Origin of the sequence: Streptomyces sp. NPDC060232 (assembly GCF_042726555.1) — a bacterium.
Classification (GTDB): Bacteria; Actinomycetota; Actinomycetes; order Streptomycetales; family Streptomycetaceae; genus Streptomyces.
Genome location: NZ_JBHXAG010000010.1, coordinates 107,164 through 130,080 on the forward strand (window position 1 = coordinate 107,164; position 22,917 = coordinate 130,080).

General features: G+C 70.9%; 18 protein-coding genes. 5 read left to right on the forward strand and 13 right to left on the reverse strand.

All coding sequences use genetic code 11. From position 1 onward, the window contains the following. Positions 1-26 precede the first annotated feature (26 nt). From tkt to pgl, 5 genes are all read left to right on the forward strand, one after another. The gene (gene tkt, locus ACFWFZ_RS16845; protein WP_387122947.1) at positions 27-2,129 is read left to right on the forward strand and encodes a transketolase; all 2,103 of its coding nucleotides are present in this window, start codon (positions 27-29) and stop codon (positions 2,127-2,129) included. A gap of 33 nt (positions 2,130-2,162) precedes the next feature. Further along, on the forward strand, positions 2,163-3,281 hold the full coding sequence (gene tal, locus ACFWFZ_RS16850) for a transaldolase (RefSeq protein WP_387122949.1): 1,119 nt from the start codon (positions 2,163-2,165) through the stop codon (positions 3,279-3,281). A gap of 5 nt (positions 3,282-3,286) precedes the next feature. Continuing rightward, entirely contained in the window at positions 3,287-4,813 is a 1,527-nt protein-coding gene (zwf, locus tag ACFWFZ_RS16855) for a glucose-6-phosphate dehydrogenase (RefSeq protein WP_030846269.1), read from the forward strand. Then, the gene (opcA, locus tag ACFWFZ_RS16860; RefSeq protein ID WP_387122951.1) at positions 4,810-5,844 is read left to right on the forward strand and encodes a glucose-6-phosphate dehydrogenase assembly protein OpcA; all 1,035 of its coding nucleotides are present in this window, start codon (positions 4,810-4,812) and stop codon (positions 5,842-5,844) included. Before zwf ends, opcA begins: the two co-directional genes overlap by 4 nt. 152 nt (positions 5,845-5,996) lie before the next feature. Beyond that, positions 5,997-6,779, forward strand: a complete 783-nt coding sequence (pgl, locus tag ACFWFZ_RS16865) for a 6-phosphogluconolactonase (RefSeq protein WP_387122952.1) — start codon at positions 5,997-5,999, stop codon at positions 6,777-6,779. Positions 6,780-6,857: 78 nt separating this feature from the next. On the opposite strand, the gene pgi is transcribed toward pgl, so the two are convergent. The 13 genes from pgi to ACFWFZ_RS16930 all read right to left on the reverse strand — a co-directional run bounded on the left by pgi (position 6,858) and on the right by ACFWFZ_RS16930 (position 22,706). Next, on the reverse strand, positions 6,858-8,513 hold the full coding sequence (pgi, locus tag ACFWFZ_RS16870; protein WP_387123164.1) for a glucose-6-phosphate isomerase: 1,656 nt from the start codon (positions 8,511-8,513) through the stop codon (positions 6,858-6,860). 150 nt (positions 8,514-8,663) lie between these two features. Then, a complete protein-coding gene (locus tag ACFWFZ_RS16875; protein WP_010352468.1) occupies positions 8,664-8,999 on the reverse strand; it encodes an RNA polymerase-binding protein RbpA in 336 nt (111 codons plus the stop codon). Positions 9,000-9,180: 181 nt separating this feature from the next. Continuing rightward, positions 9,181-9,411 (reverse strand): preprotein translocase subunit SecG, encoded by a 231-nt coding sequence (gene secG, locus ACFWFZ_RS16880; protein WP_387123166.1) that lies wholly within the window; start codon positions 9,409-9,411, stop codon positions 9,181-9,183. Positions 9,412-9,541: 130 nt separating this feature from the next. Then, a complete protein-coding gene (gene tpiA / locus ACFWFZ_RS16885; protein WP_387122954.1) occupies positions 9,542-10,318 on the reverse strand; it encodes a triose-phosphate isomerase in 777 nt (258 codons plus the stop codon). A gap of 5 nt (positions 10,319-10,323) precedes the next feature. After that, the gene (locus ACFWFZ_RS16890; RefSeq protein WP_387122956.1) at positions 10,324-11,535 is read right to left on the reverse strand and encodes a phosphoglycerate kinase; all 1,212 of its coding nucleotides are present in this window, start codon (positions 11,533-11,535) and stop codon (positions 10,324-10,326) included. A 126-nt stretch (positions 11,536-11,661) separates the two neighbouring features. Further along, a complete protein-coding gene (gene gap / locus ACFWFZ_RS16895) occupies positions 11,662-12,666 on the reverse strand; it encodes a type I glyceraldehyde-3-phosphate dehydrogenase (RefSeq protein WP_030026861.1) in 1,005 nt (334 codons plus the stop codon). A 234-nt stretch (positions 12,667-12,900) separates the two neighbouring features. Beyond that, positions 12,901-15,870 carry a M14 family zinc carboxypeptidase gene (locus ACFWFZ_RS16900; RefSeq protein ID WP_387122958.1) on the reverse strand — a complete coding sequence of 990 codons (2,970 nt, stop codon included), beginning with the start codon at positions 15,868-15,870 and terminating at the stop codon, positions 12,901-12,903. A 148-nt stretch (positions 15,871-16,018) separates the two neighbouring features. Then, the gene (gene whiA / locus ACFWFZ_RS16905) at positions 16,019-17,014 is read right to left on the reverse strand and encodes a DNA-binding protein WhiA (RefSeq protein ID WP_030009075.1); all 996 of its coding nucleotides are present in this window, start codon (positions 17,012-17,014) and stop codon (positions 16,019-16,021) included. Next, positions 17,005-18,060, reverse strand: coding sequence for a uridine diphosphate-N-acetylglucosamine-binding protein YvcK (gene yvcK, locus ACFWFZ_RS16910; RefSeq protein ID WP_387122960.1), 1,056 nt, complete (start codon positions 18,058-18,060; stop codon positions 17,005-17,007). Before yvcK ends, whiA begins: the two co-directional genes overlap by 10 nt. After that, on the reverse strand, positions 18,057-19,004 hold the full coding sequence (rapZ, locus tag ACFWFZ_RS16915) for an RNase adapter RapZ (protein ID WP_387122962.1): 948 nt from the start codon (positions 19,002-19,004) through the stop codon (positions 18,057-18,059). The genes yvcK and rapZ overlap by 4 nt, the downstream gene beginning before the upstream one ends. Continuing rightward, positions 19,001-21,028, reverse strand: coding sequence for an excinuclease ABC subunit UvrC (gene uvrC, locus ACFWFZ_RS16920; protein WP_387122964.1), 2,028 nt, complete (start codon positions 21,026-21,028; stop codon positions 19,001-19,003). Before uvrC ends, rapZ begins: the two co-directional genes overlap by 4 nt. Positions 21,029-21,303: 275 nt before the next feature. After that, positions 21,304-22,098 (reverse strand): hypothetical protein, encoded by a 795-nt coding sequence (locus tag ACFWFZ_RS16925; RefSeq protein WP_387123168.1) that lies wholly within the window; start codon positions 22,096-22,098, stop codon positions 21,304-21,306. 5 nt (positions 22,099-22,103) lie between these two features. Continuing rightward, positions 22,104-22,706 (reverse strand): papain-like cysteine protease family protein, encoded by a 603-nt coding sequence (locus tag ACFWFZ_RS16930; protein WP_387122966.1) that lies wholly within the window; start codon positions 22,704-22,706, stop codon positions 22,104-22,106. Positions 22,707-22,917: the final 211 nt, after the last annotated feature.

Below are 22,917 nucleotides of genomic sequence, written 5' to 3' on the forward strand. Positions count from 1 at the left end.
CATGTGGAGAGGAGCCCTGACTCACGGTGAGCACCAAGCCGACCACCACAGAGCTCGAGTGGACCGAACTGGACCAGCGGGCCGTCGACACCGCCCGAATCCTGGCCGCTGACGCGGTCCAGAAGGTCGGAAACGGCCACCCCGGTACGGCGATGAGCCTGGCCCCCGCCGCCTACACCCTCTTCCAGAAGGTGATGCGGCACGACCCGGCGGACCCCGAGTGGGTGGGCCGCGACCGTTTCGTGCTCTCCGCGGGGCACTCGTCCCTGACCCTCTACACCCAGCTGTACCTGGGCGGGTTCGGGCTGGAACTGGACGACCTGAAGTCGTTCCGCACCTGGGGCTCCAAGACCCCCGGCCACCCGGAGTACGGCCACACAGTCGGCGTCGAGACCACCACCGGCCCCCTCGGCCAGGGTGTCGCCAACGCGGTGGGCATGGCCATGGCCGCTCGCTACGAGCGCGGTCTCTTCGACCCGGAGGCCGTTCCCGGCACCTCCCCGTTCGACCACATGGTCTACGTCATCGCGGGTGACGGCTGCCTCCAGGAGGGCATCTCCCACGAGGCGTCCGCACTGGCCGGCCATCAGAAGCTCGGCAACCTGGTCCTGCTGTGGGACGACAACCACATCTCCATCGAGGGTGACACGGAGACCGCCGTCTCCGAGGACACCGTGAAGCGCTACGAGGCGTACGGCTGGCACGTCCAGCGCGTCGAGCAGCAGGAGAACGGCGACCTCGACCCGAAGGCGCTCTTCGCCGCGCTCCAGGCCGCCAAGGCCGTCACGGACCGCCCGTCCTTCATCGCGGCCCGTTCGATCATCGCCTGGCCCGCCCCGCACGCCCAGAACACCGAGGCCGCCCACGGCTCGGCGCTCGGCGACGACGAGGTCGCGGCCACCAAGCGCGTGCTCGGCTTCGACCCGGAGCAGACCTTCGAGGTCCCCGACGAGGTCATCGCCCACACCCGCAAGGCCCTGGACCGCGGCCGCGAGGCCAAGGCCGCCTGGGAGAAGGACTTCTCCGCCTGGCGCACCGCCAACCCGCAGCGCGCCGCCGAGTTCGACCGCGTCAACGCGAACGAGCTGCCCGCGGGCTGGGAGGACGAACTCCCCGTCTTCGAGGCCGGCAAGGGCGTCGCCACCCGCGCCGCGTCCGGCAAGGTCCTGCAGGCGCTCGGCGCGGTCATCCCGGAGCTGTGGGGCGGCTCGGCCGACCTCGCCGGCTCCAACAACACCACCATCGACAAGGAATCCTCCTTCCTGCCGGTGGGCAACCCCCTGCCGGAGGCCGACCCGTACGGCCGCACCATCCACTTCGGCATCCGCGAGCACGCCATGGCCGCGGCCATGAACGGCATCGCCCTGCACGGCCACACCCGCATCTACGGCGGCACCTTCCTGGTGTTCTCCGACTACATGCGCAACGCCGTGCGCCTGTCCGCGCTGATGCACCTGCCGGTGACCTACGTGTGGACGCACGACTCCATCGGCCTCGGCGAGGACGGCCCGACCCACCAGCCGGTCGAGCACCTCGCCTCGCTGCGCGCCATCCCGGGCCTGAACATCGTGCGCCCGGCCGACGCCAACGAGACCGCCATCGCCTGGCGCGAGATCCTGCGCCGCCACACCAAGGTCTTCGGCAAGGGTGCCCCGCACGGCCTCGCGCTGACCCGCCAGGGCGTGCCGACCTACGAGCGCAACGAGGCCGCCGCCAAGGGCGGGTACGTCCTGTTCGAGGCGGAGGGCGGCCCGGCGCAGGTCGTCCTCATCGGCACCGGCTCCGAGGTGCACGTGGCCGTCGAGGCCCGCGAGCAGCTCCAGGCCCAGGGCGTCCCGACCCGGGTCGTCTCGATGCCGTCGGTCGAGTGGTTCGAGGAGCAGGACCAGGAGTACAAGGACAGCGTCCTGCCGCCGTCGGTCAAGGCGCGCGTCGCGGTTGAGGCGGGCATCGGCCTGACCTGGCACCGCTACGTCGGCGACGCCGGCCGCATCGTGTCGCTGGAGCACTTCGGTGCCTCCGCCGACGCGAAGGTGCTCTTCCGCGAGTTCGGCTTCACGCCCGAGAACGTGGTGGCCGCCGCCCAGGCCAGCATCGATTCAGTACGCCTCGCCGCCGCCGCGCGCTGACGCCGCACGCAACCAAGTAGGAGATGTAATCCCATGACAGACGCACTCAAGCGCCTCTCCGACGAAGGCGTCGCGATCTGGCTGGACGACCTGTCCCGCAAGCGCATCACCTCCGGCAACCTGGCCGAGCTCATCGACCAGTCGCACGTGGTCGGTGTCACCACCAACCCGGCGATCTTCCAGAAGGCCATCAGCGGCGGCGAGGGCTACGAGCAGCAGCTCACCGATCTCGCGACCCGCAAGGTCACCGTGGAAGAGGCCCTGCGCATGATCACGACGGCGGACGTCAGGGACGCCGCCGACATCCTGCGCCCGGTCTACGACCGCACCGACGGCCAGGACGGCCGCGTGTCCATCGAGGTCGACCCCCGCCTGGCCCACGACACCGCGGCGACGATCGCCGAGGCCAAGCAGCTCGCCTGGCTGGTGGACCGTCCGAACACGCTCATCAAGATCCCGGCGACCAAGGCCGGCCTGCCGGCGATCACCGAGGTCATCGGCAAGGGCATCAGCGTGAACGTCACGCTGATCTTCTCGCTGGAGCGCTACCGCGAGGTCATGGACGCGTACCTGGCCGGTCTGGAGAAGGCCAAGGCCGCCGGCCTGGACCTCTCCCTGATCCACTCGGTCGCCTCCTTCTTCGTGTCCCGCGTGGACACCGAGATCGACAAGCGCCTGGACGCCGTCGGCACCGACGAGGCGAGGGCCCTCAAGGGCAAGGCGGCGCTCGCCAACGCCCGTCTGGCCTACGAGGCCTACGAGGAGGTCTTCTCCTCGGACCGCTGGACCGCCCTGGAGCGCGTCGGAGCCAACAAGCAGCGTGCGCTGTGGGCCTCGACCGGCGTCAAGGACCCGGCGTACAAGGACACCCTGTACGTGGACGACCTGGTCGCCCCGAACACGGTGAACACCATGCCGGAGGCCACCCTGGAGGCCACCGCGGACCACGGGCAGATCACCGGTGACACCGTCCGCGGCTCCTACGAGCAGGCCCGCGCCGAGCTCGATGCGGTCGCGAAGCTGGGCATCTCGTACGACGATGTCGTTCAGCTGCTGGAGGACGAGGGCGTCGAGAAGTTCGAGGCGTCCTGGAACGACCTGCTGAAGTCGACCGAGGCGGAGCTCGAGCGCCTCGCCCCCACGGAGGCCTGAACACCTTGTCTGTAAACGGAGCGAACCCGCTTCGTGACGCACAGGACCGGCGGCTCCCGCGCATCGCGGGGCCGTCCGGCCTGGTCATTTTCGGCGTTACGGGTGACCTGTCGCGCAAGAAGCTGATGCCTGCCGTCTACGACCTGGCCAATCGCGGCCTGCTCCCGCCGGGCTTCTCCCTCATCGGGTTCGCCCGCAGGGAGTGGGAGCACGAGGACTTCGCCCAGGAGGTGTACGAGGCGGTCAAGGAGCACTCGCGCACCCCCTTCCGTGAGGAGGTCTGGCAGCAGCTGGTGCAGGGCTGCCGCTTCGTCCAGGGCGACTTCGACGACGACACCGCCTTCGAGACGCTGAAGGCGACGATCGACGAGCTCGACAAGGCGCAGGGCACGGGGGGCAACTTCGCCTTCTACCTGTCCGTCCCGCCGAAGTTCTTCCCCAAGGTGGTCCAGCAGCTCAAGGACCACGGTCTGGCGCAGAAGGAGGGCTCCTGGCGGCGTGCCGTCATCGAGAAGCCCTTCGGCCACGACCTGAAGAGCGCCGAGGAGCTCAACAAGGTCGTCCACGAGGTCTTCCCGCGTGACGAGGTCTTCCGGATCGACCACTACCTCGGCAAGGAGACCGTCCAGAACATCCTGGCACTCCGCTTCGCCAACACCATGTTCGAGCCGATCTGGAACCGGTCGTATGTCGACCACGTGCAGATCACCATGGCCGAGGACATCGGCATCGGCGGCCGGGCGGGCTACTACGACGGCATCGGCGCGGCCCGTGACGTCATCCAGAACCACCTGCTCCAACTGCTCGCGCTGACCGCGATGGAGGAGCCCGGCTCCTTCCACCCCAAGGCGCTGGTGGCGGAGAAGCTCAAGGTCCTGACGGCGGTCCAGTTGCCGGAGGACCTGGGCAAGCACACCGTGCGCGGCCAGTACGCGGCGGCCTGGCAGGGCGGCGAGAAGGTCGTCGGGTACCTCGAAGAGGACGGCATCGACCCCAAGTCGAAGACCGACACCTACGCGGCCATCCGCCTGGAGATCAACAACCGCCGCTGGGCGGGCGTCCCCTTCTACCTGCGGACGGGCAAGCGCCTGGGACGCCGGGTCACCGAGATCGCGGTGGTCTTCAAGCGGGCCCCGTACCTGCCCTTCGAGTCGGGTGCGACCGAGGAGCTGGGGCAGAACGCCCTGGTCATCCGGGTCCAGCCGGACGAGGGCGTGACGGTGCGCTTCGGTTCCAAGGTTCCGGGCACCTCCATGGAGGTCCGGGACGTCACGATGGACTTTGCCTACGGCGAGTCCTTCACGGAGTCGAGCCCCGAGGCGTACGAGCGGCTCATCCTCGACGTGCTCCTCGGCGACGCGAACCTCTTCCCGCGTCACCAGGAAGTGGAGCTGTCCTGGAACATCCTCGACCCCATCGAGGAGTACTGGGACAAGCACGGCAAGCCCGCGCAGTACCCGGCGGGCACCTGGGGGCCGGTCGAGGCGGACGAGATGCTCGCACGAGACGGACGGAGCTGGCGCCGGCCATGAAGATCGACCTCACGGAGACCAACTCCAGCAAGATCAATGCCGCGATGGTGCAGGCACGCCGGGACATCGGCACGCCGGCCGTCGGCATGGTCCTCACGCTGGTGATCGTGACCGACGAGGAGAACGCGTACGACGCGCTCAAGTCGGCGAACGACGCGTCCCACGAACACCCCTCGCGGATCGTCGTCGTCATCAAGCGGGCCAGCCGCTCGCCCCGCAGCCGCCGTGACGCCCGGCTCGACGCGGAAGTCCGCGTCGGAGCGGACGCGGGCAGCGGTGAGACGGTCGTGCTGCGCCTTCACGGCGAACTGGTCGACCACGCCCAGTCGGTGGTTCTCCCGCTGCTCCTTCCGGATGCGCCTGTGGTCGTCTGGTGGCCGGACGGTGCTCCCACGGACCTGGCGGGCGATCCGCTGGGTGCGCTCGGGCAGCGCCGCATCACGGACACGTACTCCTGCGAGAACCCGGTCGGGACGCTCGGCGCCCGGGCCGGCGCGTACGCCCCCGGGGACACGGACCTGTCGTGGACCCGGATCACCCCGTGGCGTTCCATGCTGGCGGCCGCGCTGGACCAGCAGGCCCTGTCGGTCGTGTCGGCGACCGTCGAGGGCGAGGCCGACAACCCGAGCTGCGAGCTGCTGGCCATGTGGCTGGCGGACCGGCTCCAGGTCCCCGTCCGCCGCACGCTCTCGGAGGGTCCGGGCCTGACGGCCGTACGCCTGGCGACCAAGGACGGCGACATCGTCCTGAACCGCGCGGACGGCGGGCTGGCGACGCTGTGCATGCCGGGGCAGCCCGACCGGAACGTGGCGCTCAAGCGCCGCGACACGGCCGAGCTGCTGGCGGAGGAGCTGCGCCGGCTGGATCCGGACAACACGTACGCGGCCTCGCTGAAGTACGGAGTGTCCCAGCTGGCGGCGGCTTCACCGAAGCCCGAGGCCGAGGCCGAGGCTTCTGCGGAGTCGGCTCCGGCCGCGAAGCCGGCGGCCAAGCCGGCCGGCAAGCCGGCGAAGAAGCCCGCGGCCAAGTAGGCGGAACCGCTGCGCGGAGCCTTCCCCGCCCCGCCCCTTCGCCGTTTCCCGGGGCTCCGCCCCGGTTTCGGGAAGGGGCGGGGCGGGGGAACGGCTCCGCGCAGCGGCACCACACCACCCCTGAACCACCACGAAGGCGGCAGCACATGGGTATGACGACTCCTCAGGTCGTCGTCCACCGGGACAAGGAACTGATGGCCCAGGCCGCCGCGGCCCGGCTCATCACGAAGATCGTGGACGCCCAGACGGCCCGCGGCACCGCGTCCGTGGTCCTCACCGGCGGACGCAACGGCAACGGCCTCCTCGCCGCACTGGCCACCGCCCCGGCCCGCGACGCGATCGACTGGCAGCGGCTCGACCTGTGGTGGGGCGACGAGCGGTACGTGCCCGCCGACGACCCCGAGCGCAACCACACCCAGGCCCGCGAGGCCCTCCTGGACTCCGTCCCGGTCGACCCCGCCCGCGTGCACGCCATGCCGGCCTCCGACGGCCCGTACGGCGCCGACGTGGACGCGGCGGCCGCCGCATACGCGGCGGAGCTGGCGAGGGCGGCCGGTCCGGAGGACCACGGCCCGGTCCCCACCTTCGACGTACTGATGCTGGGCGTCGGCCCGGACACGCACGTGGCCTCGCTGTTCCCCGAGCACCCGGCGGCCCGGGAGACCGACCGCACGGTGGTCGGCGTGCACGGCGCCCCCAAGCCCCCGCCCACCCGGATCTCACTGACCCTCCCGGCCATCCGGGCGGCGCGCGAGGTCTGGCTGCTGGCGGCCGGCGAGGACAAGGCCGGCGCGGTCTCCATCGCCCTCGGCGGGGCCGGCGGGGTACAGGCGCCGGCCGCGGAGGCGTACGGGCGCTCACGCACCCTGTGGCTCCTGGACCGTGCGGCGGCGGCCAAACTGCCGTCCGGCATGTATCCCCCGGCCTCCTCCTGACGGCCCGACGCCCGTCCTGACGGAGAACGACGCGAAGGGCCCGCCCTCCTGAGGGAGAGCGGGCCCTTCGCGCATGCGTCAGCCGCGTCCGCGCAGCTTGCGGTAGGTGGTCACCAGCGACTGCGTCGAGGCGTCCAGGCCGGGCACGTCCGCGCCTTCGGTCAGGGCGGGCTCGACGCGCTTGGCGAGCACCTTGCCGAGCTCGACGCCCCACTGGTCGAAGGAGTCGATGTTCCACACGGCGCCCTGCACGAACACCTTGTGCTCGTAAAGCGCGATCAGCTGGCCCAGCACCCCGGGGGTGAGATCCGTGGCCAGGATGGTGGTCGTGGGGTGGTTGCCGTGGAAGGTCTTGTGCGGGACCAGCGACTCCGGCGCCCCTTCCGCGCGGACCTCGTCGGCCGTCTTGCCGAAGGCCAGCGCCTGGGTCTGCGCGAAGAAGTTGGCCATCAGCAGGTCGTGCTGGGCCGCCGGGGCCGCTTCCAGCTCGGCCACCGGGTTCGCGAAGCCGATGAAGTCCGCGGGGATCACCTTCGTCCCCTGGTGGATGAGCTGGTAGTAGGCGTGCTGGCCGTTGGTGCCGGGCGTGCCCCAGACCACCGGGCCGGTCTGCCACTCCACCGGATTGCCGTCGCGGTCCACGGACTTGCCGTTGGACTCCATGTCCAGCTGCTGCAGGTACGCGGTGAAGCGCGAGAGGTAGTGGCTGTACGGGAGCACCGCGTGCGACTGCGCGTCGAAGAAGGCGCCGTACCAGATCCCCAACAGGCCCATCAGCAGAGGGGCGTTCTCCTCGGCGGGCGCCGTGCGGAAGTGCTGGTCCATCAGGCGGAAGCCGGCGAGCAGGTCGCGGAAGGCGCCCGGGCCGATCGCGATCATCAGGGAGAGCCCGATGGCCGAGTCGAAGGAGTAGCGCCCGCCGACCCAGTCCCAGAACTCGAACATGTTGGCCGGGTCGATGCCGAACTCGGTGACCTTCTCCACGTTGGTCGACAGCGCCACGAAGTGCCGTGCCACGGCGGCCTGGTCGCCGCCCAGTCCCCCGAGCAGCCAGCCGCGCGCCGACGTGGCGTTGGTGATGGTCTCGATGGTGGTGAAGGTCTTGGAGGCGATGATGAACAGCGTCTCGGCCGGGTCCAGGTCGCGCACGGCCTCGTGCAGGTCCGCGCCGTCGACGTTGGACACGAAGCGCACGGTCAGGCCGCGGTCGGCGAAGGCGCGCAGGGCCTCGTAGGCCATGGCGGGACCCAGGTCGGAGCCGCCGATGCCGATGTTGACGACGTTCTTGATGCGCTTGCCGGTGAAGCCGGTCCACTTCCCCGACCTGATCTGCTCGGAGAAGGCCGCCATCTTGTCGAGGACCGCGTGCACGCCGGGGACGACGTCCTCGCCGTCCACCTCGACGACGGTGTCGGCCGGTGCGCGCAGCGCGGTGTGCAGGACCGCCCGGTCCTCGGTCGTGTTGATCTTCTCGCCGCGGAACATGGCCTCGCGCAGCTCGGCCACGCCCGTCGCCGCCGCCAGTTCGCGCAGCAGCTCCAGCGTCTCGTCGGTGACGAGGTGCTTGGAGTAGTCGATGTGCAGGTCGCCGACCTGCAGGGTGTATCCGGCGCCGCGGCCGGGGTTCTCCTCGAACAGCTGCCGCAGGTGCGTGTGCCCGAACTCCTCCCGGTGCTTGCCGAGTGCCAGCCACTGCGGCGTCCGGTTGAGCTTCGCCCTGCTCTCTGTGTTCATCTCGGACATCAACCCGTTTCTTCCGTCCTGTCGTGCCCCGCCGTTCACCAACTTAAGGGATCACAAGCGGCGCAACGCACACAAAGAGGCCCGGCCCCGCAGGAGAGATTCCTGCGGGGCCGGGCCTCACGTCACATTCGCCGGGCGGGGTCAGATCTCGCCCCGGAGCTTGGCGAGCGCCTCGGCAAGGATCGCCTCGCCATCGGCGTCGGAGCGCCGCTCCCGCACGTACGCCAGGTGCGTCTTGTACGGTTCGGTGCGCGGCGGCGCGGGCGGGTTGTCCCGGTCCTGGCCGGCCGGGAACCCGCAGCGCGGGCAGTCCCAGGTGTCCGGCACCTGCGCGTCGCTGGCGAAGCTCGGCTGCGTCTCGTGCCCGTTCGAGCACCAGAAGGAGATGCGCAGGCGGGGCGCGGACTCGCCGCGCTCTGCCTCACCCATCGGCCCCGCTCCGACCCGGCTACCACGGATCGCGTTGCCACTTGCCACGGTCGTAACTCCCTGCGTGATGGTGCCGCGGAGTGTGAGTGGAATTTCCGCCGCGGAGCGCCCAAGTCTACGTAAGGCCCAACGCACGTCCAGTGAGCGGAGTTACTGATTCCACGTCGTGAACGCCAGCCTCATGATAGGCCGGGCGATGCCGACCGGACTGCCCAAATGGCGAGAACGGTCAGCTGCTCGCCTTCATCACGAGGCCGAGCGCGACGATGCACGCGAACCAGAGCAGGCCCACCACGACGGTGATGCGGTCCAGGTTCCGCTCCGCGACGGAGGAGCCGCCGACCGACGACTGCATGCCGCCGCCGAACATGTCGGAGAGGCCGCCGCCCTTGCCCTTGTGCATCAGCACGAGCAGCATCAGCAGGGCGCTGAAGACGATCAGGGCGATCGAGAACCCCATAATCACGGCTGATTCCTACTTTCTGGCTTTTTCAGGCTTTCCGGCTGTGCGGGATGTGCGCGGGGGCCAGCGGCTGGTGGTTCAGCCTCTGGCCCCCGCAAGGGTACGACGGATCGGCCCTACCGCATACTCACTGGTCGCGGAAGCGGACGATCTTGACGAACTCGTCCGCGTCGAGCGCCGCGCCGCCGATCAGGGCGCCGTCGACGTCGGGCTGCGCCATGATCGCCGCGATGTTCCCGGACTTCACGGAGCCGCCGTACTGGATGCGGACCTTGTCGGCCAGCTCCTGCGAGTACAGCTCCGCGAGGCGGCCGCGGATCGCCCCGCAGACCTCCTGGGCGTCCTCGGGAGTGGCGACCTCGCCGGTCCCGATGGCCCAGACGGGCTCGTAGGCGACCACGATGGACTCGACCTGCTCGGCCGGGACGTCCCGCAGGCCGCCGTCGAGCTGGGTGAGCGTGTACGGGACCTGCTGGCCGGCCTTGCGGATGTCCAGGCCCTCGCCGACGCACAGGATCGGGGTGATCCCGTGCTTGAAGGCGGCCTTGACCTTGGCGTTGCAGATCTCGTCGGTCTCGCCGTGGTACTGGCGGCGCTCGCTGTGGCCGACGGCCACGTACGTGCACCGCAGCTTCGCCAGCATCGGGCCGGAGATCTCGCCGGTGTAGGCGCCGGAGTCGTGCGCGGAGATGTCCTGGGCGCCGTACTTGATCTTCAGCTTGTCGCCGTCGACCAGGGTCTGGACGGAGCGCAGGTCGACGAAGGGCGGCAGGACCGCGACCTCGACGGCGTCGTAGTCCTTGTCGGTGAGCGCGAAGGCGAGCTTCTGGACGTGGGCGATGGCCTCAAGGTGGTTGAGGTTCATCTTCCAGTTGCCCGCCATGAGCGGGGTGCGGGTGGTCATGCGGTTCAGCCCTCCAGGGCGGCGAGGCCGGGGAGCGTCTTGCCCTCGAGGTACTCGAGGGAGGCGCCACCGCCGGTGGAAATGTGGCCGAAAGCGTTCTCGTCGAAGCCGAGCGTGCGGACCGCGGCGGCACTGTCGCCACCGCCGACCACGGTGAAGGCGTCGCTGTCGACGAGAGCCTGCGCGATGGCGCGGGTGCCGCCGGCGTAGTCGGGGTGCTCGAAGACGCCCAGGGGGCCGTTCCAGAAGACGGTCGCCGCGTCGGCGATCTTCGAGGCGTACAGCTCACGGGTCTTCGGACCGATGTCCAGACCCTCCTTGTCGGCGGGGATCTTGTCCGCGTCGACGGTGATGTACTCGGCCGGGGCCTTGGTCTTCAGGTCGGGGAAGTCCGACGCGGCCAGGATGTCGACCGGCAGGACGAGCTCGACGCCGGTGGACTCGGCCCGGGCCATGTACTCCTTGACCTTGTCGACCTGGTCCTTCTGGAGCAGGGAGATGCCGACCTCGTGGCCCTTGGCGTAGAGGAAGGTGTAGGCCATGCCGCCGCCGATGAGGATGCGGTCGGCCTTGCCGAGCAGCTCGTCGATGACGGCCAGCTTGTCGGAGACCTTGGCGCCGCCGAGGACCACGACGTAGGGGCGCTTGACCTCGTCCGTCAGCTTCTTCAGGACGCCGACCTCGGTGGCGATGAGCTGACCGGCCGCGTGCGGGAGCCGCGCGGGCAGGTCGAAGACCGAGGCGTGCTTGCGGTGGACGGCGCCGAAGCCGTCGCCGACGTAGATGTCGGCGAGTTCCGCGAGCTGGTCCGCGAAGGCGGCGCGCTCGGCGTCGTCCTTCGAGGTCTCGCCGGCGTTGAAGCGGAGGTTCTCGATGACGGCCACCTGGCCGTCGGTGAGGGCGGCGACGGTCTCCTTGGCGGAGGAGCCCACGGTGTCGGTGGCGAACGCGACGTCCGAGCCCAGCAGTTCACCGAGCCGGGCGGCGGCCGGCGCGAGCGAGAAGGCCGGTTCCGGGGCGCCCTTGGGGCGGCCGAGGTGCGAGGCCACGACGACGCGGGCGCCGGCTTCGGCGAGCTTCGCGATCGTGGGCTGGACGGCGCGGATGCGGCCGTCGTCGGTGATCGTGCCCTCGGCGAGCGGAACATTGAGGTCCGCGCGGACGAAGACCCGCTTGCCCTTGACGCCTTCGGCGAGCAGTTCGTCGATCGTCTTCATGTGTTTCTGACTCCTTTGGGCGCCCGTGTCGGGGGCGAAGAACGACTGGCAAGCTACAGGGTCCGGACTGCGCATCGTCGCGCGGCCCGGACCCTGTGCTTCACATCGTGGTGTCAGCCCTGGAACTCAGAGCCGGCCGCCGACGAAGACCGTCAGGTCCACGAGGCGGTTGGAGTAGCCCCACTCGTTGTCGTACCAGCCGACGACCTTGACCTGCTTGCCCTGGACCATGGTCAGGGAGGAGTCGAAGGTGCAGGACGCCGGCCAGTTCACGATGTCGGAGGAGACGATCGCGTCCTCGGTGTAGTCGAGGATGCCCTTCAGCTGGCCCTCGGAGGCCTTCTGGAAGGCGGCGTTGATCTCGTCCTTGGTGACCTCGCGGTCGAGCTCCAGCACGAGGTCCGTGACCGACCCGGTCGGGACCGGGACGCGCATCGCGATGCCGTCGAGCTTGCCCTTGAGCTGCGGCAGGACCAGCGCGGTGGCCTTGGCGGCACCCGTGGAGGTCGGGATGATGTTCTCGGCGGCGGCGCGGGCGCGGCGCAGGTCCGAGTGCGGGAAGTCCAGGATGCGCTGGTCGTTCGTGTACGCGTGGACCGTCGTCATCATCCCCTTGACGATGCCGAAGTTCTCGTCGAGGACCTTGGCCATCGGCGCCACGCAGTTCGTGGTGCAGGACGCGTTGGAGATGACGTGGTGGTTGGCCGCGTCGTACTTGTCCTGGTTGACGCCCATGACGATGGTGATGTCCTCGTCCTTGGCCGGAGCCGAGATGAGGACCTTCTTCGCGCCGGCCGCGATGTGCTTGGCGGCGTCGGCCTTCTTCGTGAAGATGCCGGTCGACTCGATGACGATGTCGGCGCCCAGTTCGCCCCAGGGGAGGTTCGCGGGGTCGCGCTCGGCGAAGGTCTTGAAGGTGTTGCCGCCGACGGTGATGGTGTCGTCGGTGTGGGACACCTCGGCCTTGAGGCGGCCCAGGATGGTGTCGTACTTGAGAAGGTGCACCAGGGTGGCGTTGTCAGTCAGGTCGTTGACACCGACGATCTCGATGTCCGCTCCCTGCTCCAGGAGGGCCCGGAAGTAGTTGCGGCCGATGCGGCCAAAACCGTTGATGCCTACGCGGATCGTCACGAACCGATCTCCTCGTTGGTGCGCCGGTGAGAGCGCCGGCGAGCTGTAAATGGGATGTCCCCGACCGCTTACGACCCTACCTCTCCGTGAGCTTTTGGGTGACATCGGTCGAGGGCTGACACTCCCCCCACTTCGTGGGGGACCCTCCGCCGAGGCCCGCCCCGGACACTTTCGTCGCGGGCCTCGGGGACCTCGGTCCCGGTCACTCTGGGTGAGTGTCGAGGGTGGCGCTGTTCAGCGGTTGAGCGAGCGGAGGGCCTTACCGACGAGTAGGGCGCGATCCGCCGCCGCGGGCAGGTGTTCCAGGCCGAAGCCCAGAAGTACGGTGTCACGCGTGGTCACCGACGCGTAGGACCGGAAGAGCTCTCCTGTCCGGGACCAGTCGCCCGGGACGTCGGGGCTTCCTGCGGGTGCGCCCTGGGCCGCCCAGGCGCCGAGCGAGGTCTCGAACCCCTCGGCCGCCTGCTCCCCGCCGCCGGTTGACAGCCGCACCTCGTCGGCGAATACGCCGCGTCCGCCCGTGCCCGGGTCGGTGATGGAGGAGAGGGAGAGCTCGACGGACCGGCCCGCGTAGGCGCTCAGGTCGAAGGAGACCTGCTTCCAGCCGCCGGATGAGCCGGTGAAGGTGTTCCACCGGCCGCTGGTGCCGTGCGGGGTGCAGCCACCGGCCTCCAGGGTGAGGTAGCGGCGCAGGAACGGGTGGCCGTTGATGAAGAACCCGGCCGCGCACTCCTCCGGTACGGCGGGGCTGCTCAGGCCGCCGGCCTCCGGCAGCATGGTCCAGTCGTCGCCGCCGGCGCTGCGGGCCTCCAGTGCGGCGTGGTCGTAGCCGTCCTCCAGGTTCCAGCTGAGGGCGAGCTTCAGCTGCGGCCGGTCGGCCGCGGTGACTCCCGTGAGGTCGATGGTGCGGACGAGCCGCTTCCAGTCGCTGTCGGTGTGCAGCGCCGAGGCCATCCCACCGCCGGCGTAGGGGGCGTACGGGTTCGTGATCCCGGTGTACCGGCCTGCCTGCGCGCTGGTGAACTGCGGGAACTGCGCGGGCGCCAGGGTCTCGGAGGTCACCGTGTAGGAGCCGGGGGCGTCCAGCGGATTGCCCGCGGCGTCGCCGAGGCCGCCGTGCGCGCCCTGCAGGGCGCCGGCACCGGTGAAGCCGGTGGCGCCGGGGGTGCTGTTGCGGCCGTAGGCGCCGAGCCAGTACTGGCTGAAGTCGTTCGTCACGGCGCGGCCGACCTGGGCGTTGCCGCCGGCCAGCTCACCGGCCTCGATCAGCCGGCCGCCCTCGTTCAGGAAGTCGCGGACCGCCAACTGCGTTTCCCCGCCGGGTGTCTTGGCCCCGGTGTAGTGGACGGCCGTGCCGAAGTGGGAGAGGACCCCGAGGTGGTGCGGGACGCCCCAGACGGCGACGTCCCAGACCGCGGCGGACCTGCCGTTGGCGCGCAGCGCGTCGACGTACTTCTGGGCGTGCTGGGCCGCGGCGCCCTCCTCGGCGATCACCAGGACGTCCGCGCGGGGCCGCTCGGCCACCGTGTACGTGAAGTGCTCGCTGGAGACCTGCTTGCCAGAGCGGTCGCGGCCGGTGAACCAGACCTCGACCCTGTCCCCGGGCCTGGTGCCGTCCACCTCGGCGCGGTACTCGTCGAACCAGTTGTTGTCCTCGCCGCCGTAGACGTCACCGCCCTTCCAGGGCTTGAGGTCCTCGTCGTGCGTGCGGCCGCCGTTGATCCGGTAGTTCAGCTCCTTGTCCCTCAGCGCCTTGCGGGCCGTGACGGCGACCTCCTGGTCCTGGCCGCGGGCCGCGTAGGAGGTGGTGAAGGGGTCGACGGTGAAGTCGGCCGCGCTCAGGCCGACGGAGGACGCGGGCCGGTCCGGGTGCGCGGCGCTCTCACCGACCGCGAGGGCGAAGGGGATGTTCTTGGCGAACTCCGCCTGGATGAGCTTCTCGTCGTCCGGGAAGTTGAAGCCGGAGGCGCAGTCCTCGGGCTTCCACCGGTCGTCCGGGTCGGCCGCGGAGGCGGTCTGGCAGGTGGTCATCTCCGGCGTGAACATCATGATGCCGTTGACGTTGGAGGCATGGCCGTCGGCCTCGCCGTTGGTGGTGTACAGCTCGGAGGACACCTGCGGGTGGTAGCCGGGGACGGCCGGGTTCTCGGGGGTGCCGGCGAGGGCCTGGTAGGCGACGTCGTCGGGCGTGGGGGTGGCCACCTGCCAGCCCACGCCGTAGAGGATCAGCTCGGCGGCGGAGTGGTAGTTGACGGCGTACTCGAAGCCGATGCGCTTCTCGAAGGCGTCGAGGGCGGCGGTCTCGGGCTCGGAGGAGGCCTTGGGGCCGCGGTAGGTCTCGCTGGCCTGGTTGGGCGAGGAGCCCTCGTTGTCGTAGCCCCACTTGTAGGCGAAGTTGCGGTTGAGGTCGACACCGTCGCCCGCGGTGATCTTCCCGTCGCCGTTGTTGTCGCGCAGGTTCTTGCGCCACAGCCGCCGGCCGTCGGCGGCGTGCGTGTAGTCGTAGCCGTCGGGGTTGGCGCTGAGGAGGAACCACAGCTCGCTGGAGTCCACCAGCTTCGTGATCCGCTGGTCCTTGCCGTAGTTGTCGAGCGTGTGGTGCATCAGCCGCCGGGTCATCTCGGGGGTGATCCACTCGCGGGCGTGCTGGTTGGACATGTAGAGCACGGAGGGCTTGTGGCCGTCCTTGGTCTTCTTCGCGTTCTTGCTGACCTTCAGGGCGAGGATGTCCTTGCCCTGGACGGTCTTGCCGATGGAGACGACCTTGGTGAGCGCCGGGTGCTCCTGGGCCGTGCGCAGGATCTCCTCCTGGAGGCCGCCCTTGCCGCTGTACGGGCGGAACACGCCGTCGCCGGCCGCTTCGGCCCGGGCCAGGCCCTGGGCCGGGATCCTGCGCTCGGCGAGCTTGACGCCCTGGGCGGCCAGCTCGCCTGCCTGGGCTCCGGTGAGGAAGAGCTCGACCCGGGCGGTCCCGGTCTCCGGGGCGCGCTCGGTGAGCTCGTGGGCGTCCTGGCCGGCCGCGAGGACGAGCGGCACCTGTTCCCGGGTGATGTCGGCGTCGTAGACCCGCACCTCCTCGGCGCCGGAGGCGGAGCCGGACGCGGCGGTGCCGGGCCGCGCCTGGGCGGTCGCGGGCAAGGCGGCGAGTGTGGTTCCGAGAACGAGTGCGCTTGCGGCGAGGACGACTCTCGCGCGGTGACTCATGTGCCCCCCTGGGCGTCGGCTGCCACGAAAGGTTCGGACGCCAGACTCAAGACCGGCCCATGCTCATGTCAATGGGGCATACCGCAAAGGGGCCGCACGAGTGATCGCGCGAGCCCCTTCTGCCGTAGGGGGGTGCGTGGGCGACCGGTTATCCGGCCATGTTGTCGGCCATCTCCTCGCTGAGGTCGAGGTTCGACTCGGTGCCCGGGATGCCGAGGTCCTGGGCCCGCTTGTCGGCCATCGCCAGCAGGCGCCGGATCCGGCCGGCGACGGCGTCCTTGGTCAGCGGTGGGTCGGCGAGCGCGCCCAGCTCCTCCAGGGAGGCCTGCTTGTGCTCCATGCGCAGCCGGCCGGCCGCGGCGAGGTGCTCGGGGACCTCCTCGCCGAGGATCTCCAGCGCGCGCTGGACGCGGGCTCCGGCAGCCACGGCGGCCCGCGCCGAGCGGCGCAGGTTGGCGTCGTCGAAGTTGGCGAGGCGGTTGGCGGTGGCACGCACCTCGCGCCGCATCCGCCGCTCCTCCCAGGCCAGCACCGACTCGTGCGCGCCGAGCCGGGTCAGCAGGGCGCCGATCGCGTCGCCGTCGCGGACGACGACCCGGTCCACCCCTCGCACCTCGCGCGCCTTGGCGGCGATGGAGAGCCTGCGGGCGGCGCCCACCAGGGCCAGGGCGGCCTCCGGGCCGGGGCAGGTGACCTCCAGGGAGGAGGACCGGCCCGGTTCGGTGAGCGAGCCGTGGGCCAGGAAGGCGCCGCGCCACGCCGCCTCGGCGTCGCAGGTGGCACCGGAGACCACCTGGGGCGGAAGCCCCCGGATGGGGCGTCCGCGGCCGTCCACGAGGCCCGTCTGGCGTGCCAGCTGGTCGCCTCCGGCGACGACGCGCACCACGTAGCGGCTGCCGCGGCGCAGTCCGCCGGGGGCCATCACCACCAGGTCCGAGGAGTGGCCGAAGATCTCCAGGATGTCCTTGCGCAGGCGGCGTGCGGCGATCCCGGTGTCGAGCTCCGCCTCGATGACGATCCGGCCGCTCACCAGGTGCAGCCCGCCCGCGAACCGAAGGATCGCCGAGACCTCCGCTTTTCTGCAGCAGGTCCGGGTGACGGGGAGCCGGGAGATCTCATCCTTCACCGCTGGCGTCATCGCCATGGGCCGATCCTTCCATGCATCCGAAAAATACGGTCGTACGCGGCGGCAAGCAGCTCCGGGTCGTGCTTCGGTGAGCCGTCCTGCCTGGCCACGGGGGCCAGCTCGACCGCGGCACCGAACCGCTTCGCGGCATCGGCAAGGGACTCGCGGTCGGGCACGGCGGCCTCGTCGGCCAGCACCACGTCCAGGGCGAGTTTAGGGGCGTGTCGGGCCAAAACCTCCAAATGACGCTGCGGAGAGAAGCCCTCTGTTTCGCCGGGCTGCGGCGCGAGGTTCAGCGACAGCACCCGCCGGGCCTTGGTCTCGACGAGCGCGTCCAGCAGTTCCGGCACCAGCAGGTGCGGAATCACGGAGGAGAACCACGAGCCGGGACCCAGCACCACCCAGTCGGCGTCCAGGACCGCCGCGACGGCCTCCGGCACGGCCGGCGGGGCGCCCGGCACGACCTGTACGGAGAGCACCTCGCCCGGGGTCAGGGCCACGGTGGCCTGCCCGCGGACGGTGTCGACGTCCTCGGGACGAGCCGGGTCGTGGCCCCTGACCAGGGCCTGGAGCTCCAGCGGCACCGCCGACATCGGCAGCACCCGGCCCTGCGCGCCGAGCAGCCGGCCCACCAGGTCGAGGGCCTGGACGGGGTCGCCGAGCTGTTCCCACAGGGCGACGATCAGCAGGTTGCCGACGGCGTGCCCGTGCAGGTCGCCCTCGGACTGGAAGCGGTGCTGGATGACGCGGGCCCAGGTCTGGCCCCAGTCGTCGTCCCCGCACAGCGCTGCCAGCGCCTTGCGCAGGTCGCCGGGCGGCAGCACGCCGAGCTCCTCCCGGAGCCGTCCGCTGGAGCCGCCGTCGTCGGCGACGGTGACCACGGCGGTGAGGTCACCGGTGATCCGGCGCAGGGCTGCGAGGGAGGCCGACAGGCCCTGGCCGCCGCCGAGCGCGACCACCTTGGGCGTGGCGCCCCTCCGGCGGCCGGAGCGGCCCGCGCCTTCCTCTCCCCGGCCCGGGGTGAGGCGGCGCAGGCGGCTCAGCCGCGGGGTCCGTGCGGTCACTCGCGCCCCATGTCCCGGTGGACGACGACGGTCTCGACTCCCTCGGAGGCGAGGCGGGCGGCGAGCTTCTCGGACATGGCCACGCTGCGGTGCTTGCCGCCCGTGCACCCGACCGCGATGGTCACGTACCGCTTGCCCTCACGGCGGTAGCCGGTGGCGATGAGCTGGAGCAGCTCGGTGTACCGGTCGAGGAACTCCTTGGCGCCGGGCTGGCTGAAGACGTATCCCGACACCTCCTCGTTGAGCCCGGTGAAGGGGCGCAGCTCCGGGACCCAGTGCGGGTTCGGGATGAAGCGGCAGTCGACGACGAGGTCGGCGTCGACGGGGAGGCCGTACTTGTAGCCGAAGGACATGACGGTGGCCCGCAGCTCGGGCTCCTCGTCGCCGGCGAACTGGGCGTCCATCTTGGCGCGCAGCTCGTGCACGTTGAGGCTGGAGGTGTCGATCACCAGGTCGGCGTCGCCGCGCAGCTCGCGCAGGAGGTCGCGCTCGGCGGCGATGCCGTCGGTGATGCGGCCGTCACCCTGGAGCGGGTGCGGGCGGCGGACCGACTCGAAGCGGCGGACCAGCGCGTCGTCGGAGGACTCCAGGAAGACGATGCGGCGGGTGACGCCCTTGCTGTCGAGGTCGGCAAGGGACTCGCGCAGGGCGTCGAAGAACTGCCGGCCGCGGACGTCGACGACGACCGCGATGCGGGCCACGTTGCCCTGAGAGCGGGCGCCGAGCTCCACCATGGTGGGGATCAGCGCGGGCGGCAGGTTGTCGACGACGAACCAGCCGAGGTCCTCCAGACACTTGGCCGCCGTGCTGCGGCCGGCCCCGGACATACCGGAGATGATCACCAGCTCGGGGATGGCCGCCTCGGCGGTCTCGCCGGGCTCCGTTGTCGTGCCCGTACTCACCTGTGCTCCGTCTCGGTCGTGCGTGGTCTCGTGCTCGGTCATTGCTCGGTCCCCCGTTCGGACGATGCTCCCGCTGGCGCGGGGTTCTCATCCTCAATGATCTCTCCTGTGGCCGTGTTGACGGCAGGACCGGCGGGGACCGCCCCGGCGAGGGCCGCGGCCACGGTCTCGGCCGTCTTCCGTCCTATGCCCGGGACCTCGCAGATCTGGTCGATTGTCGCCTGTCTCAGCTTCTTCACCGAACCGAAGTGCTTCACCAGGGCCTGCTTGCGGCTCTCGCCGAGGCCGGGCACCTCGTCCAGCGGCCCCGCCTTCAGGCGCTTGCCGCGCTTGCTGCGCTGGTACTGGATGGCGAAGCGGTGGGCTTCGTCACGTACCCGCTGGAGCAGGTAGAGGCCCTCGCTGGTGCGGGGCAGGACGACGGGGTCGTCCTCGCCGGGCACCCAGACCTCCTCCAGCCGCTTGGCCAGGCCGCAGACGGCGACGTCGTCGATGCCGAGCTCGTCCAGGGCGCGCTGGGCGGCGGCGACCTGCGGCTGCCCGCCGTCGACGACGACGAGCTGGGGCGGGTAGGCAAAGCGCTTGGGCTTGCCGTCGTCCTCGGGCGGCCCGTCCTCGCCGTCCTGGGGGGCCTGGGGGGCCTGGGGGTCCCACTCCCCCGTCTTGGACTTCTCCAGCAGGTAGCGCCGGAAGCGCCGGGAGACCACCTCGTGCATGGACCGGACGTCGTCCTGTCCCTCGAAGGACTTGACCTGGAAGCGCCGGTACTCGCTCTTGCGGGCCAGGCCGTCCTCGAAGACGACCATGGACGCGACGACGTCGTCCCCCTGGAGGTGGGAGATGTCGAAGCACTCGATGCGCAGCGGTGCGCTGTCCAGCTCCAGCGCCTCGGCGATCTCCTCCAGCGCCCGGGAGCGGGTGGTGAGGTCGCTGGCGCGCTTGGTCTTGTGCAGGGCGAGGGACTGCTGCGCGTTGCGGTGGACGGTCTCCATGAGGGCCTTCTTGTCGCCGCGCTGCGGTATCCGCAGGCTGACCTGGGACCCGCGGCGCTCGGCGAGCCACTGGCCCAGCGCGGGCGTGTCCTCGGGGAGCGCGGGGACCAGCACTTCTTTGGGGACGGCCTCGCCCTTCTCCTCGCCGTAGAGCTGCTGGAGTGCGTGCTCGACGAGCCCGGCGGTGTCGACGGCCTCGACCTTGTCGGTGACCCAGCCGCGCTGGCCGCGGACGCGGCCGCCGCGGACGTGGAAGATCTGCACGGCGGCTTCGAGCTCGTCCTCGGCGACGGCGATCAGGTCGGCGTCGGTGGCGTCGGCGAGCACCACGGCGTTCTTCTCCATGGCGCGGCGCAGCGCACCGATGTCGTCGCGCAGCCGGGCGGCCTTCTCGTACTCCATCTCCTCGGCCGCCGCGTGCATCTCCTTCTCCAGCCGGGAGAGGTAGGCGCCGGTGCGGCCGGCCATGAAGTCGCAGAAGTCCTCGGCCAGTTCGCGGTGCTCCTCGGGGGTGACCCGGCCGACGCAGGGCGCGGAGCACTTGCCGATGTAGCCGAGCAGGCAGGGCCGGCCGATCTGGGCGGAGCGCTTGAACACTCCGGCGGAGCAGGTCCGCACCGGGAACACCCGGAGCATCAGGTCGACGGTCTCGCGGATCGCCCAGGCGTGGGCGTACGGACCGAAGTAGCGCACGCCCTTCTTCTTGGGGCCCCGCATGACCTGGACGCGGGGGTACTGCTCATTGAGCGTGACGGCGAGAGAGGGGTAGCTCTTGTCGTCCCGGTACTTGACGTTGAACCGGGGGTCGTACTCCTTGATCCAGGAGTACTCCAGCTGCAGCGCCTCGACCTCGGTGGAGACCACGGTCCACTCGACGGAGGCGGCCGTGGTCACCATGGTGGCGGTACGGGGGTGCAGGCCCGCGACGTCCTGGAAGTAGTTGGCCAGGCGCTGGCGCAGGCTCTTGGCCTTCCCGACGTAGATCACCCGGCGGTGCTCGTCGCGGAACCTGTAGACCCCCGGGGAGTCGGGGACCTGCCCCGGCTGGGGGCGGTAGCTGGAAGGGTCGGCCATGCCAACCACCCTACTGGCGCGCACCGACAACGCCCCGCAGCCGTCCGGCCTCCGGCACGGTACGCGGATCCGGCGGCCGCCGGTGCCCTGCAGGCCTCCCGGACCCGGGTCCGCCCTGCAACCGGCCCGCCGCACGGGCGCCCCGCTCTTTCAGCCCCGCCGGCGTTTGAGGCGCGGGGTCCGGGGCGGAGCCCCGGGAAACGGTGAAAGGGCGGGGCGGGGAGGGCCGCCCGCAGGGCCCGGCCCCTGGCGAAGCCGGGCCCTGCGGCGTGGGGCTACGCGACGGCGGCCCGGCGGCGGCGCAGAAGCAGCACCCCGGCCCCGCCCAACGCGAGCACCCCGGCCCCGCCGGCCAGCAGCCCGCCCGGGGCCGGGCCGGAGTCCGAGCCGGCCGGCTCGGCGTAACCGCCCGCCATGCCACCCTCGGCATAGGCGGAGCCGGGGAGCTTGTCCCCGTACGCCTTGGCGACCCGCGCCCGGTAGGCGCCGAGCGTCGTGCCCCCGCCGCCCACGGCACGCACGGCGTCCTCGTCCAGCGGCAGCACCCGGCCGCCGCCGGCCACGTACCAGGCGTCGATCTGCGGTTCCCGGAAGACGGTCCCGCCGGGCAGTTTCGCGGCGCCCAGTTGCGCGTAGCGGAACTCGTCGTCGCCGGTGGCGATGTTCACGACCTGCCAGCCGGTCTCCGTGCGGGCGGTCCACAGGGCGGCCTGCTGCCCGTCGGAGGAGACCGCCTTGCTGGCGAGGAACTCCAGGCGGGCGACGGACGCACCGGCCCGGCCCGCGACGAAGTCCGGGGAGAGGTAGTTGACCGGTATCGCCTCGCCCTCGATGCGGGGCTGCGCGGCGGCGAGGGAGACCTTGCCCTCCCGGGCGAAGAACCGGGAGAGCGTGGCCAGGGTGTCGGGGGCGGTGGCCGCCTGCCCGGCGGCCGCCCGGTTCTCGGCGGTGGCCGCCTGGGGCTGCGGCACAGACTGCGGCTCGGGGGCCGCGGCGGCGGCCTGCGGGGCGAGTCCGAGGAGGGCGGTGGCGGCGAAGACGGCCGCGGCGGCCGAAGCGCGCAGGGTCATGGCGCTCACGCCCCGATCCGGTAGAGGGAGTGGGTCCAGGAGAAGGTGTTGTTGTTGACGTACCAGGCGTGGGAGGCCCAGTTGTAGCGGTCGCTGGAGGGCCAGGGGTCGCCCCAGTAGACCCAGTTGCCCGCGGTGTCGTAGCCGTAGACGACGTGCATGTGGCCGCCGCCGTTCGACCACTGGATACGGGTCTCGATCGGCCGGCCCGCGTTGATCTCGGTCTGGACGGTGGAGTACTGCAGCCAGCCGTTGACGTACGAGCCGGGGCTGACGCCCGCCCAGCGCAGTCCGGTCTGGACGTTGCCGAGGGTGGCCTGGTTGTTGGGGCAGTCGGTGCCCTGCGGGCGGTTGAAGGCGGCGTTGCAGAACTGGTTCTGCGAGTAGTTCCGGCCGAACCAGGTGGCAATGGTGTTGCCGCCGGCGGCCCAGCACCAGTTGGTCTTCTGCTGTGCCTGCATGGTGATGCCGAGGCGTTTGTAGGCGAGGGCGGAGTCGGTGCCGGCCTCCGCGGCGGTGGCGGTGCCGGCGGGCAGGGCGAGGATCAGGGCGCTGAGCAGGGCGGTGAGGGCGGCGGCCGGGGAAAGCCGCCGGTTTCGGTTGCGCATCGCGTTCCTCCCGAAGTGGGGAGTGGGGGGGGTGGAGGAGCGCGTCCGGACGCTGTGGAGGAGCATCAGGGAGTTGTCGCGATCAGGTCAACGCGCTTGAATACGCGATGACGTTGCAGTGTGAACGGTGGGGCTGCGGTGTGAACGGTTGCTGCCGTTCCACCAGGCCCCCCGTGGCTGCCGCCGTGATCCCCCACCCCGGCGCGTGTGA